Source organism: Listeria innocua, assembly GCF_028596125.1.
Lineage (GTDB): Bacteria > Bacillota > Bacilli > Lactobacillales > Listeriaceae > Listeria > Listeria innocua.
This window is the reverse complement of sequence record NZ_CP117229.1, coordinates 2,238,222-2,252,473: the sequence shown is the minus strand read 5'-3', so window position 1 is coordinate 2,252,473 and position 14,252 is coordinate 2,238,222. Positions and strand designations below refer to the sequence as shown.

Below are 14,252 nucleotides of genomic sequence, written 5' to 3'. Positions count from 1 at the left end.
AAACCAGATATACAATGTGTATATCTGGTTTTTAATTTTATTGTTCTGGGTCTTTTGAATCGTCTTTTTCAGAGAGCATAGTGTTATAATAACGCCTGGATTCAGCGGCGAGTGTAGCTGGAGGAAAAAACATATTCATAGAAGGGAAATTGCTCTCCATTGTTCGCATTTTTTGTGAGAACTTCATATGTAGCATGGAGGTTCTAGCAATTTGGTTATTAAAAGAGGCTAACGACATATCAATTTCAAAAGTCTGTAAATTAGAAAACTTTATCAACGTATGGTTATATCCAATTGCATGATAATCCTTAATATGCTGTGGAAAAATCCAAATACAATCTGTTGAACTTGGCGCGACAGTAGGGAATACATAGGTAGAAGTAACAGGGTCAATAATAATAGGCGGCTTATGAGTGACACCTATTAGATGCTTTGTTCCCTCTTTACGTCCATCATAACTCGATCCGAAAAAGTTACAGCTGGTTTTAATTAACTCAAATGGGGTAAATTTAGAAGTATAATGAGAATCAACTTCATAAATTTCTGAATAGACTATACTTCCAGATTTTTTTGGAAAAATAATCATTGTGTGGGGATTTACTTCATAAAACTGAGTACTAATTTGTTCTTTTTTCATTTCATTCAACTCCTCTATGTTTGTATTTATGTCTAAGAAGTAATCTGAAATTATTGCGTAATGCACAAAATTTCAAATAACGACGAAGCATCAAAGTAAGTTATGAGTTATTTTTTGTCATTATAGCACATGGTAATTTACAAGTCATTAGATTTTCGTAAAGTTGTATTTTCAAGCCGTTTTCTGTTTTTTCTTGCCATGTTACAGTTTTTCGAAATTGTAATAAATATGAGTGGAGGAGTGGTAGTCGTGGAAATGCGTGATTTTTCTAATTCATTGATGAATCAAGTGGGTGTCCTTAAAGGAGAAAAAGAATTAACAAATGTTTTTATCGAATGCTTCCTGACGATGCTCCTAGAAGAGAGAAAATTAGAACAACTTAGAGCTGAAATTGATAAAGCTCTCGATAATAGGAACAAAGCGAAATTTATGCAGCTAACAGAAAAAATGAATAAAATCCAACAGGAAATGCTGGCTTTTGAGTAGAATATATGAAAAACTAAGATAGTAAGAGCTATCTTAGTTTTTTTGAGCTGTTTTATAAATTTTCACGAAAAAAAAGACTCGAAAAAAGTTCTGGACAGATTGCTCAAATATGGTAAACTAAATAAAAACATATGTTCGGTGGTGAGGGTATGACACTTCAAATAATTGCTGGTAAAGCAGGAACAGGTAAAACCACTCATTTGATGGATGAAGTAGGCGAAAAAATCAAAAAAACTTCTAAGACGTATATTTTTATCGTCCCCGATCAAATGACGTTTCAAATGGAAACAAGCTTTTTAAATAAACAAAACTTGGCAGGGATGCTAGGGACACAGATTTTCAGTTTTAGTAGGCTTGCTTGGAAAATACTTCAAGAAACTGGTGGCTTATCTAAAACTTTTTTGAGTCAAACAGGTATTGAGATGGTTATTCGAAAAGCTGCTTTAGATCAAAAAGATAAGTTGAAAATTTTCTCTAGAGCTACTTCAAAAAAAGGCTTTTATTCAGAGCTGGCTAAGTTATTCAAAGAAATGAAACAAGAAGAAATTTCTGTAGACGAATTAGAGAAGAGTGCGGCAAATTTATCTACAAGTGTATCTAGCAAAGTACATGACATTTCACTTATTTATCAAAAATATGAAGAATTATTAGCAGGAAAATTCCTTGAAAATGAAGATTATTTGAGACTGTTAGCAGATAAGATTATTGAGAGTGATTATTTAAATCAAACGGAAATAATTATTGACGGATTTACTTCTTTTTCAAAACAAGAGTTAACAGTAATAGAAAAGCTAATGCAAAAATGCGATAAAGTAACAGTATCGTTAACTTTAAACGTACCTGAAATCCATAAAGGTTTGGAAGATTTCAGTATGTTTAAAGCGAGCACTGAAGCATACTTTGCTTTATTAGAGATGGCTAAATTAAATAAAATTCAAGTGGAACCGGAGAAAATTCTTTTAGAAAATAAACGAGCTAACTCTGACTCATTAGCCTTTTTAGCCAACGCTTGGGGAGATAATAAATACTCGTCATATGAAGGGGGAGCAAATGATTTAACCATCCATCAAGCTAATAATAGGCGTGCTGAGATGGAAGGTGTTGCCCGCGAAATTCGGCAATTAGCATTAAACGGCTATAGATACCGAGATATAGCGATTTTGACTAGAAACATCGGTGATTATGATATTTTATGTGAAACAGTAATGGAGTCCTTTGATATTCCTATTTTTATAGACAAAAAACGAGCAATGGCTAAACACCCATTTATTGAATTTATTCGTTCTAGCATTGATGCAATTTTATTTAATTGGAAATATGAGCCGATTTTCCAAGCAGTTAAAACAGAATTTTTCTTTGATGTGGCTGAAAATGCGACTATTATGAGAAGAAAAGCAGATATACTTGAAAATTATGTGCTCGAAAATGGTATTCAAAATAAGTGGAAATGGGAAAAAGAAGGCGATTGGATTTACCGTAAAATTCGAGGGCTTTCTACCAATGTCTTGCCACAAACAGATGAAGAATTAGCAACCCAAAGTGTTATTAATGAAATGAGGAATCTTATAGTTGAGCCTCTTTCAACATTAGAAAATAATATAACAAAAGCAAAAACAGGCATAGAGTTCGCCATGGCTCTATATCATTATTTGGAGCAAGTTAAAGCTGTAGAACATTTAGAATCATGGAGACAAGTAGCAGAAGAAAATGGTTATTTGGAACTTGCTAGAGAACATGAACAAGCTTGGAGTTCAATATCAGAACTGCTAGATGAATTTGTAGAAGTTTTAGGTGAAGAAGAATTAGATGTTAATAGTTTTTCTGAAATAATTACGACGGGCTTGGATGCGCTAGAATTTTCTTTACTACCACCTTCTTTAGATCAAGTAGTTTTAGCTGATATGGAAAATGCAAAGTTGCTTAACATGAAAGTTATTTTTGCGATTGGAATGAATGATGGCGTAATGCCACTACGTCAAAAAGATAAAGGGATTTTGTCAGATCAAGATCGCGACTCTTTGCGAGTAGAAAATAGCAATTTAAAGCCATCTGCTAAAAATAACATTGGTGAAGAAGATTTATTAGCCTATAAAATAATGAGTTTGCCAAGCGACAAATTATTTCTTAGTTATCCAGCTGCAGATGAAGAAGGGAAAGTTCTTAGTGAGTCGAATTATCTAAGAAAAATAAAAGGCCAATTCAAAAATTTAAATGAATCGGTTTATTTAACTGACCCAAGTTTACTGAATGATAAAGAACAAAGTAGTTATATTCGTTCTAAACAAGCTACACTGGGCTTATTAACAAGCCAATTACAAATGTATAAACGTGGCTATCCTTTATCAAATGTATGGTGGGATGCTTATAATAGTTATTTTGAAGATAGCAAAGAATCTGAGGCAGCAAAACAAGTACTTTCAAGCCTTTATTATGAAAATAAAACCAAACCACTCCAAGAAACAACTGCTAAAAACCTATTTGGTGAAAATATTCATGCGAGTGTTTCGCGGATGGAGAAGTTTTTTAGTTGTGAGTTTCAACACTTTGCGCAATATGGCTTGAAATTAGAAGAAAGAGCTCATTATAAGCTACAAGCTGTAGACATGGGAGAAATTTTCCACGGGGCGATGGAATGGATTTCCGCTGAATTAAAACGAACTAACCGAGATTGGGGTAATTTAACGGAAGAAGAATGTAGGCAAATGGCTAAACTTGCGATGACATTTTTAGCTCCGAAGATTCAACATGAAATTTTATTAAGTTCAAAACGGATGGAATATATTCAATATAAATTACTCCAAATTATTACAAGAGCTACTACGGTTTTAAATGAACAAGCGAAAAGCAGTGCGTTTCGTCCAATTGGTTTAGAAGTGGATTTTGGTTTGAAAGGAGATATTCCGCCTTTAAAAATTCCATTACAATCAGATAGCGAACTTCTTTTACAAGGACGTATTGATAGAATTGATGCAGCTGAACAAGATGATCGTACTTTCCTTCGAATCATTGATTATAAATCTAGTTCACATGATTTGGCTCTTACTGAAGTTTATTACGGGTTGGCTCTTCAAATGCTGACTTACTTAGACATCGTTGTAACAAATGCGCAAAAAATGATAGGCAAAACTGCTGAGCCTGCTGGGGTTCTGTACTTTCATATGCATAATCAATATGTCCAAGCAGAGAAAGAATTGAGTGATGAAGCAATTGCTCGAGAACTGCAAAAAAGTTCCAAAATGAAAGGCTTAATTTTATCGGATCCTGTGGCTGTTTCGCTTATGGATACAAATCTGGAAAAAGGAAAGTCTTCCAATATTATTCCAGCTGAAATTAAGCAAAACGGTGAGCTAAGTGCGCGTTCCAGAACTGCGACAAAAGCAGAGTTTGATAAAATGCGCCGATTTATAAGACAAAAATATCAGGAAGCAGGAAATAAAATACTAGATGGAGCTGTTTCCATTAATCCTTATAAATTAAAAGAAAAAACACCTTGTCAGTTTTGTGGATTTCGCTCGTTTTGTGGATTTGATCCATCCTTAGCGAGTAATCAATATAGACATTTAACAAATGAAAAAACAGAAACAATTTTAACAAAAATGGATATAGAAGGAGGGACGCAGTAGTATGAGATTAAATATACCAACCAAACCAGAAGATGCTTTATGGACTGATGACCAGTGGAAAGCCATCCAAGCAAATGGAAACAATATTCTTGTAGCAGCTGCTGCGGGCTCTGGTAAGACAGCTGTTTTAGTTACAAGAATCATTGAAAAACTAATAAATGAAACAGAAAATCTAAACGTTGATGAATTGTTAATTGTAACTTTTACCAATGTTTCAGCTGCAGAAATGAAGTATAGAATAGGTAAAAGTTTAGAAGAAGCATTAGTGCAAAATCCGGAATCTGTACATTTAAAAAAACAAGTTGCATTACTAAACTATGCCTCTATCTCGACTTTGCATTCATTTTGTTTGGAAATCATTCGAAAACATTATTTTGAAGCTGATATTGATCCTAATTTCCGTTTGATTGAACCCATCGAAAGCAGTATGATTCGTGATGAAGTTTTAGAGGACCTGTTAGAAAAAGAATATAGTATAGAAAATAATGAGGGCTTTTTTCATCTAGTTGAATCGTTTACTGGGGATAGATCTGATGCGGAGTTGCATACGCTAATCTCGAAACTTTATGATTTCTCTAGAGCAAATCCAAACCCGGATTTATGGTTAGAACAAATGGTAAGCTTTTACGATACACAGGCGATTACTTCTATCACGGAATTACCTTATTTTCCAATTATTAAAGAAGATATTCAACTTAGAATTAATCAAGCTAAAAGTTACTTGTTAACCGCCATAGACTATGCAAATGAAAATAATGGACCAGCTCCTTATTTAAGCACATTAGAAAATGATTTAGCACAAATTAACACTTTATCAAGTATTAGCTGGGATAATTGGCAAGATGTGAAATTTGGCTTTGAGAGCATTGATTTCAAACGAATACCTGCCCTTAAAAATAAAGCTGATTTTGATGAAGAATATGTAGAAGAAGCAAAAAAATTCCGTGATGCTGCAAAAAAAGAAGTGAAAAATGTTTTAATAGATTGGTTTTCAAGAGAAGAAGAAAATTATTTAAGTGATTTAGAAAAAATGAAACCAGATATTAAAACGTTAAGCGAATTAGTGAAAAAATTTGCTGAAAACTTTTTTGAGGAAAAGCAACAACGTGGGGTATTAGACTTTAATGACTTAGAACATTTAGCTTTAAAAATCCTCTTAAAAAATGGCGCGCCCTCTGATGTGGCAAATAGTTATAAAAAACAGTTCAAAGAAGTATTAATTGATGAATATCAAGATACTAATATGGTACAAGAAACTATTCTTTTGCTTGTCACTAATTCGAATGATACAAAAGGAAACTTGTTTATGGTTGGGGATGTAAAGCAATCAATTTATCGCTTTCGATTAGCGGAACCAACTTTGTTCATGGCAAAGTATCAAGAATATCAGCAAGACGGAGAAGGCAGCGGAATACGAATAGATTTATCTCAAAACTTTAGAAGTAGGAAAGAAGTTCTTGATGCTACCAATTTTATTTTTCATCAGTTGATGGATAAGCATATTGCAGAAATCGATTATGATGAGGCAGCTGAGTTAACTTTAGGAGCTAGTTTTCCTGAAGCTAACAATATGGCAACAGAACTTTTGTTAATTGATATGAAATCAGAAGAAAAAGAATCTGAGGATGAATTATCGCCACAAGAGTTGCAAAAAAATCAAGTTGAATCAAGAGCGATTGCGACAAAAATTAGAGAAATGATAGATAATAAGTTTCCAATTTATGATAAAAAGTTACAACAAAATAGACCCATTCAATACAGAGATATTGTTATTCTAGCAAGAGCTATGACGAGTGCGCCAGATATGGAAGAAGCAATGAAAATAAAAGATATACCTTTCTATGCCAATAATAATTCTGGTTATTTCGAAACGACTGAAGTAGCAACAATGATTGCACTAATGAAAGTAATCGATAATCCATATCAAGATATTTCACTAGCAGCAGTTCTACGTTCTCCAATAATCGGTTTAAATGAAGAAGAATTAGGACAAATTCGGATGGCGAAGAAAAAAGGCTATTTTTTTGATGCGATGCTAGCTTATAAAGATATTACAGTTTCGGATGCAGCAAATAAAATTAGTCGTTTTATAACACAATTAAACAATTGGCGTGAACTGTCTATTCGGGAAAATTTGACTGCCTTAATTTGGCAAATCTATCAAGAAACAAACTTCTATGAATTTGTAGGCGGGTTACCAGGCGGGAAACAACGTCAGGCTAATTTACGCGCTTTGTATGATCGTGCGAATCAATATGAAAAAACTTCTTTCCGAGGGTTATTCCGTTTTGTGCGTTTTGTTGAGCGATTAGAAGTTCGTGGAGATGATCTAGGTACAGCAAAAACGCTAGGTGAAAAAGAAGATGTTGTGCGTATGATGACGATTCATGCAAGTAAAGGTTTGGAGTTTCCGGTAGTTATAGTTTCAGGATTAAGTAGAAAATTTAATATGCGTGACATTTATAGTAAAACACTTTTAGACAAAGACTATGGTTTTGCTTCTAATTATCGAGATATAGAAAAGATGATTGTCTATCCAACTATCATGCAACAAGCGATTAAGCAAAAAAAATACCGAGAAATGATTGCGGAAGAAATGCGTGTTTTATACGTTGCACTTACTCGTGCGGAAGAAAAACTAATTTTAACTGCAACTGTTCCAGATTTTGAAAAAACAAGTAAAAATTGGTTACAAGTAAGTAACCAACAAGAAACTATTTTACCCGCAGCAATTCGAGCAAAAGCGAAGTGTTATTTAGATTGGATTGGAAATGCTACAATCCGCCACAGCCATTTTAAAGAATTATTGTGCGAAGAAAAGATTAAAACACTGCCAACTGATATGAAGCTTCAAGTTGAAATTAAAACGAAAGAAATGTTCCTAACTGATGACTTGGAAAAGGAAAAATCAGATAACTGGATGGAGAATGTAAAAGCACATAAGCAAGTGCCAGTTAAAAGTCCATATAAGGATGAAATTGAGCGTTTTATGCATTACCAATATAAAGATGAGGAAGCCACTGGAATTCGTGCTAAGCAGTCTGTGACAGAGCTTAAAAGACAATTCTCTTTGCAAGATAGTTGGAGTGATACATCTATCCTAAAAGAATTCCAAAAAGTATCTTTAGACCGACCTAAATTTTTGCAACAAAATAAGTTGTCAGCTACGGAAATTGGGACGGCAATGCATACGTTAATGCAAGCTGTACCATTAGATGATAAACCGACCGAAAAAGATTTAGTCTCATTATTACAATTAATGAGAGAAAAAGATATTCTTACAGAAGCTCAAATTAAAGCTATCAATGTTAATCAAATTATTGCGTTCTTTGAATCAGCTCTAGGAAAAACCGTTTTGCAGAAAAAAGATAAAGTGAAGCGTGAAGTTCCATTCAGTTACTTACTTCCTGCAGCAAAATTATACAATCAAACAAATCTTGATGAACACGTGCTCATTCAAGGTGTTGTTGATAGCATGATTGAGGAAGAAGACTCCATTATTTTAATCGATTACAAGACAGATAAAATTGAAGGACGATATGATAACTGGGAAGCCGCTGAGAAAGTAATGAAGGAACGGTATCAAATTCAAATTAAACTTTATGCGGAAGCTATTCAAGCAATTAGTAGGAAAAAAGTTTCTCATGCATATTTATATTTTTTCGACGGACAACATATTTGCCAAATAAACATAGAGGAAGGTATTTAAATGAAATGGTTAAGCTATTCTTATAAAGGGCAACATAATTACGGTGCTTTAGTAAATGAAAATAAAATTATTCCTGCACAAGCTATCTTTCAAGATCCGCCAGCTACTTTATTAGATGTTATTAAAGAAAAGCCTGCTGTTCAGGACATAAAGATGACAAAGGAAAGTATTGACCTAGCAGATGTAGAAATCCAAATACCTTTTATGCCTCCTAACAATATTATCGCAGTGGGAAAAAATTATTATAATCATGTATTAGAAATGGGAAGTAAAGAGGATGTGCCTGAACATATTCTCGTTTTCACCAAAAGTGCGAATAGCTTATTGCCACATCATGGCGAGATTGAGTTGCATCAAGATATAACAAAAAAACTAGATTACGAAGGCGAACTAGCGGTTATAATTGGAGAGCAAATTAGAGATGTATCTGAAAGTGAAGCTTTATCATCTGTTTTTGGGTTTACTATTTTGAACGATATTACAGCTAGAGATTTGCAGAAAAAACATAAACAATTTTACATTGGGAAGAGCCTTGATGCTAGTTGTCCAATTGGGCCGTATGTACTTGAATATCAACCTAAAGAAGAAATGATTTTCCATATTGAAACAAAAGTAAACGGTGAAGTAAGACAATCTGATTCTACAGAAAAATTCATTTTCAATTTAGCGAAAATTATCTCTGATTTATCAAAAGGTCATACTTTACTTCCAGGGGATATAATTGCAACGGGGACTCCGAGTGGTGTAGGGAGCGGGATGAATCCTCCGACCTTTTTACAAGACGGAGATACAGTGGAAATTACAATTGATAAAATTGGTACTTTAATGAATACAGTTAGAAAATCTTAATAGGGAAGAAGGAAGTATTATGTGGGGATATGTACATTTAATTTCTTGGGTAGCAATTGTTGTTTTAACCGTCACAGCGTTACTAATCTATTCAAAATCTGTTAAAGGATTTACCATGTTACAAATGATTAACCGAGTTTTTTATATTTTAGTCATATTAAGTGGGATTATGATGGTGCAGTACAGTGTGAAAGAAAGCTGGATTTTAGCTATATTTAAAATCTTAATGGGCATTATTGTAATTGGTGTGGTGGAAATGTTGCTTAGTTATAGAAAACAACAAAAGCCAACGGGAATGTTCTTAATGATTTTCATTATAGTTGTAGTAATAACCGTATCACTGGGCTTTTATTTATCAGGCGGTTATCCATTATTTAATTAAAAATCAAAAAAATAATAAAAAAGACTTCTCTTTTCTCTAGAAAGTTGGTATGTTATGTTAGGGCCAAAAAAGGAGAGAAGAAAATGAGTTCAAAATTAGTGTATAAAGAATATGCTAAAAAAACCGCTATTGCAATCATAGCAGCACTTTTAAATGCAATTGGTATGAACTTCTTTTTAATACCAGCTCAAGTTTATGCTGCTGGATTAAATGGGGTTGCGCAATTAGGATCAGACATGTTACGTGATACAATGAATATTTCGATTTCGACAGGGTTACTTGTTCTGTTGTTAAATATTCCCGTTGCTATTTTAGGTTGGTTAAAAGTAGGGAAATGCTTTACTGTTTTTAGCTTTTTAACTGTTGCTTTTATGTCTTTTTTCTTAATTGTTATTCCGGAAGTACAAGTTTCAAATGACATTTTACTTAATGCGATTTTTGGAGCATTAATTGCTTCTGTAGGTGTTGGGTTAGCATTGAAATTTGGGATTTCGACAGGCGGGCTAGATATTTTAGCTATGTATATTACAATTAAAACAGGGCGTTCATTTGGGAAGTATTTCTTACTATTAAACGGTATTATCATTATTGTGGCAGGATTTGCTTATGATTGGACTTTTGCTCTTTATACGTTAATTTCTTTATATGTACAAAGTAGAGTAATTGACATTATCCATACTAGACATCAAAAACTAACTGTGATGATTATGACTCAGCATTCTGAAACAGTTATTAAAGCTATCCATGAAAATATGGTACGAGGAATAACAGTGGTAGATGCGATGGGTGGATATTCAAAACAGGATGTTGCTATGCTAATCATGGTTATTACGCGTTATGAGCTATATGACATTACACATATTGTTGGAGAATTTGACCCTAAAGCATTTATTAATGTCATGGAAACTTCGAGTGTATTTGGAGATTTCCGTTCAGAAGCAGACCAAAAATTAGCACTAGCTATGTATAAAAATAAAATGATGTAAAAAAAGCTGCAAAGTCATGGTTGAAACAAAAAATTAGAGATTCTAACTTTTGTAAGGCCATACTTGCAGCTTTTTATTATAGGTTTAAGTTTTCTTCTAGATATAAAGCGATTCCGTCATCCTGGTTAGATGCGGTTACAACATTTGCGACGTTTTTCACGGATTCAGCGGCATTACCCATTGCAACGCCAACGCCAGCATAATCAAGCATCTGTAAATCATTCGTTTCGTCACCGAAAGCGATAATATCTTTACGGTCGAAGCCAAGTGTTTTTGCAGCGGCTTGGACACCGATTGCTTTATGAATGCCAAACTTGATAATTTCTACAGCTGGCCAAGCAGACGCTCCCCAAGTATGGTGAGAAATAACGCCAGAAAGTGATTCATCTAAATGTTTACTAATTAAATCTAGTTGATCAAGTTGACCGAAAAATAATAGCGATGTAGCATCTGATGTAATGGCGTCGCGAATATTTCCAAATACAATATTTTCTGTTCCTAAATGGAATGTCTCTGGTACACTATTATTGCGTTCTTTCAAAAAGACATTATCCTCTACTTCAGCCGCAATATTATCTAGCGCGAAATCATTGGAGAAATCAAGCAATTCTCGAACTACTTGTAAATCAATTGCGTGATGATAGCCTTCAGCAAAAGTAGTGAGTCTTGGATGATGATAAACAGCACCGTTAAAATTTACAATAGGTGTAGTTAATTCAAGCTCATGATAATACGAGCCACTAATGCGGTAAGGGCGTCCTGTTGCGATCATTACTTCGTGACCGGCCATTCGTGCTTTTTCTAATGTGTTTTTAGTATGCGAGGAGATAGTTAAATCATCTCTAAGTGTTGTGCCATCAAGGTCTAGTACGATTAATTTTTTAGACATAGTTTGCTCCTTTAATTCATATGGTTAGTTCATAACTGCCCTTCATGCTAAAATAAGGGCACAGGTTAATGATAGACGTTTATTACCTATTTGTAAATGATTCCGTTCTTTACAATAACTCAATAAAACCTATAGAAATGAGGCTTCACAATGATTCAAGTAGAAAATGAACTAATTGCGGGAATTCCAGTTTTACATATTAGTAATCGTGAAAATGCAGAAAAAGAGTTACCGACTATTATTTTTTATCACGGATTCACTTCACAAAAAGAACTTTATTTACATTACGGGTATTTGCTTGCACAACGAGGTTTTAGGGTAGTTTTACCTGATGCTAAGTTACACGGGGAACGTCTTCAAGGCGCGAATCCGGAAGATCAAGCTACTTATTTTTGGGATGTTATTGAAACGAATATTACTGAATTTCCGCTCATTACAGAGGAATTAATTAAAACAGGAAAAACAGATGCCAACCGTATTGGTGTTGGAGGAGTGTCGATGGGAGCAATTACATCCCTTGGTTTACTCGGACAATATGATTATATTAAAGTGGCAGTTAGTTTAATGGGAAGCGCTTATTATGTTGACTTTGCTAAAGAATTATCTAAATATGCTTTGGCGCAGGGATTAACTTTTCCTTATGATGTTGATGAACGGATTTTAGCTTTACAAAAATACGATTTAACCCAAAACATTACGAAAATTAATAACCGCCCATTGTTACTTTGGCACGGGAAAAAAGATGATGTAGTTCCCTTTGCGTACAGTGAAAAACTATATCAGACATTGGTTGAAGAGAGCTTAGCAGACAATGTCGAATTTATTATTGATGATAATGCAAAACACAAAGTTTCAGTTGAAGGAATGCTACAAGGAGTTAGCTTTTTTGAGAAATTCTTATAATGAAAATCATTCTCATATATGATACAATAAATGTACAAAATTGCAAAAAGGAGGCATATGCTTCATGGATGAGCAACTAAAAGAAAATCTAATGGGCGCGCTGGAACAAGTAATTGATCCGGAGCTTGGAATTGATATTGTAAACATTGGACTTGTATATGATGTTGAGTTAGATGAAGATGGGCTTTGTACCGTATCAATGACGCTTACGACGATGGGCTGTCCACTTGCAGGGATTTTAACAGAGCAAGTGCAAATGGCATTAAGTGATATCCCAGAAGTAAAAGATACGAATGTGAATCTTGTTTGGAATCCACCTTGGACGAAAGATCGTATGTCACGCTATGCAAAAATAGCACTTGGTATACGTTAAATTAAATAAAATTAACAGGTAGGGCGTATGTTGCGTCGTGCCTGTTATTTTTATACGAATGAATCGAGGAATTTTAAATGAACTATGAACTAATAAGTGATTATAAAGACAATAAAATGTACCGTGATAGTTTTAATAAACTTGCAGAAAGTACGTTTGATATTAATTTTGAAGAATGGTTTCAAAAAGGGTTTTGGAATGATAAATATATTTGTTATTCTTATTTGGATAAAAATGAAATCATTGCGAATGTTTCTATCAATAAAATGGATTTGATTTATCAGGGGAAGGATTGCAAGGCGCTTCAAATAGGCACAGTAATGACTCATCCAGAGTATCGCGGCCAAGGGCTTATGAATCAGTTATTGAATCACGTAATTACTAAGTATGAACATGACTATGATTTTCTTTATCTTTTTGCAAATGATTCTGTGCTTGATTTTTATCCGAAGTTTGGATTTGAGCGAGTGGAAGAGAGTAGTTTTACCGTGGATGCTAGTAGTCTAAAAAAGAAATTTTCCAAAATAAAAAAGCTGAATCCCGATAATAAAACCGATTTCCAGCTAATTCAGCGTATTGTATCCGAACGAGTACCACTTTCTAGTACGCTTGATGTGAAAAATAGTGAAGACTTGCTTATGTTTTATTTATTGATAGCTTTAAAAAATGATATTTATTATATAGAAGAAATAGATGCAATTGTTTTATTTGAGCGAGAAGAGACGGACTTATATGTATTAGATATTCTTAGTGTCAAAAAACTAGATGTGGTGGAAGTTTTAAGTTATTTGCTTAGTGACGGAATCATGACGATACATCTCTTATTTACGCCTGAAAAAGATACGCGTATTGACGCGGCTTATATTATTGAGACAGAAGATATATTGTTTGTGCGTCCGAAAATCCTTACAAGTGAATCTTATTTCTTATTTCCAGCTACGTCTCATGCTTAAGCTAGCTGATTTTCTAATTTTGTTAGGCGTTTTTCTAAGTTTTGTTGATGTTTATATTGTTCAATGATTCTTTTGGCTAGTTGTAGTTCGGCTTGGGCAGTCATTAAATGGTCTTGTCCATGAATTAATAAAAATGACGGGTGTGCTACGGTTTCAGTGTCGCGAATTGAGACTAGTTTTGTTTGCCAAACGTGACCTTCTTGAAACTGTTCTTGGGCCATTTGCAAATGCTTGTCTGCCTGATCAAATTGGTATTTTTCAGCATAATCAATTGCTTTATATGCTTCTTTACGTGTGTTTCCCCCATGTAAAATGAGTTTTACAACAGCTTCTTCTACTTGAATTTCCATTTTTCCACCCCAACAGTTGATTGTTTTCTTTTATTGTAGCAAATGGCTGAACGGTATGACAATAAATTAGCAATAAATCAGCCTATGGAAGGATGTATTTCATTTCGTTGCG

At 34.0% G+C, this 14,252-nt stretch carries 12 protein-coding genes; 9 read left to right on the top strand and 3 right to left on the bottom strand.

Annotated elements, in window-relative coordinates:
- Nucleotides 1–37: 37 nt before the first annotated feature.
- Entirely contained in the window at nt 38–637 is a 600-nt protein-coding gene (locus PQQ29_RS11705) for a competence protein ComK (protein WP_003763662.1), read from the bottom strand.
- Nucleotides 638–766: 129 nt separating this feature from the next.
- Between PQQ29_RS11705 and PQQ29_RS11700 the strand changes: the two genes are divergently transcribed.
- The 6 genes from PQQ29_RS11700 to PQQ29_RS11675 all read left to right on the top strand — a co-directional run bounded on the left by PQQ29_RS11700 (nt 767) and on the right by PQQ29_RS11675 (nt 10,672).
- On the top strand, nt 767–1,123 hold the full coding sequence (locus PQQ29_RS11700; protein ID WP_077904838.1) for an IDEAL domain-containing protein: 357 nt from the start codon (nt 767–769) through the stop codon (nt 1,121–1,123).
- A 149-nt stretch (nt 1,124–1,272) separates the two neighbouring features.
- Nucleotides 1,273–4,746 (top strand): helicase-exonuclease AddAB subunit AddB, encoded by a 3,474-nt coding sequence (addB, locus tag PQQ29_RS11695; RefSeq protein ID WP_187983876.1) that lies wholly within the window; start codon nt 1,273–1,275, stop codon nt 4,744–4,746.
- Nucleotide 4,747: 1 nt separating this feature from the next.
- Nucleotides 4,748–8,455 (top strand): helicase-exonuclease AddAB subunit AddA, encoded by a 3,708-nt coding sequence (gene addA / locus PQQ29_RS11690; protein WP_010991144.1) that lies wholly within the window; start codon nt 4,748–4,750, stop codon nt 8,453–8,455.
- Nucleotides 8,456–9,304: a fumarylacetoacetate hydrolase family protein gene (locus PQQ29_RS11685; RefSeq protein WP_010991143.1), complete on the top strand. Its 849-nt coding sequence runs from the start codon at nt 8,456–8,458 to the stop codon at nt 9,302–9,304.
- Between the two features lie 19 nt (nt 9,305–9,323).
- A complete protein-coding gene (locus PQQ29_RS11680; RefSeq protein WP_003769902.1) occupies nt 9,324–9,686 on the top strand; it encodes a YisL family protein in 363 nt (120 codons plus the stop codon).
- An 83-nt stretch (nt 9,687–9,769) separates the two neighbouring features.
- On the top strand, nt 9,770–10,672 hold the full coding sequence (locus PQQ29_RS11675) for a YitT family protein (protein WP_187983877.1): 903 nt from the start codon (nt 9,770–9,772) through the stop codon (nt 10,670–10,672).
- Nucleotides 10,673–10,748: 76 nt separating this feature from the next.
- Here the strand turns inward: PQQ29_RS11675 and PQQ29_RS11670 are convergent, their stop codons facing one another.
- Complete coding sequence (locus tag PQQ29_RS11670; protein ID WP_003763644.1) at nt 10,749–11,561, bottom strand: Cof-type HAD-IIB family hydrolase; 813 nt, start codon at nt 11,559–11,561, stop codon at nt 10,749–10,751.
- Between the two features lie 150 nt (nt 11,562–11,711).
- On the opposite strand from PQQ29_RS11670, the gene yjfP reads away from it, so the two are divergent.
- The 3 genes from yjfP (at nt 11,712) to PQQ29_RS11655 (ending at nt 13,790) form a co-directional block, all read left to right on the top strand.
- Nucleotides 11,712–12,464, top strand: coding sequence for an esterase (yjfP, locus tag PQQ29_RS11665; RefSeq protein WP_003769897.1), 753 nt, complete (start codon nt 11,712–11,714; stop codon nt 12,462–12,464).
- Nucleotides 12,465–12,528: 64 nt separating this feature from the next.
- Complete coding sequence (locus PQQ29_RS11660; protein WP_003763640.1) at nt 12,529–12,837, top strand: metal-sulfur cluster assembly factor; 309 nt, start codon at nt 12,529–12,531, stop codon at nt 12,835–12,837.
- 77 nt (nt 12,838–12,914) lie between these two features.
- Nucleotides 12,915–13,790, top strand: coding sequence for a GNAT family N-acetyltransferase (locus PQQ29_RS11655; protein ID WP_003763639.1), 876 nt, complete (start codon nt 12,915–12,917; stop codon nt 13,788–13,790).
- On the opposite strand, the gene PQQ29_RS11650 is transcribed toward PQQ29_RS11655, so the two are convergent.
- Entirely contained in the window at nt 13,787–14,140 is a 354-nt protein-coding gene (locus PQQ29_RS11650) for a PTS sugar transporter subunit IIA (RefSeq protein WP_003763637.1), read from the bottom strand. The two genes, PQQ29_RS11655 and PQQ29_RS11650, sit on opposite strands and share 4 nt — an antisense overlap.
- Nucleotides 14,141–14,252: the final 112 nt, after the last annotated feature.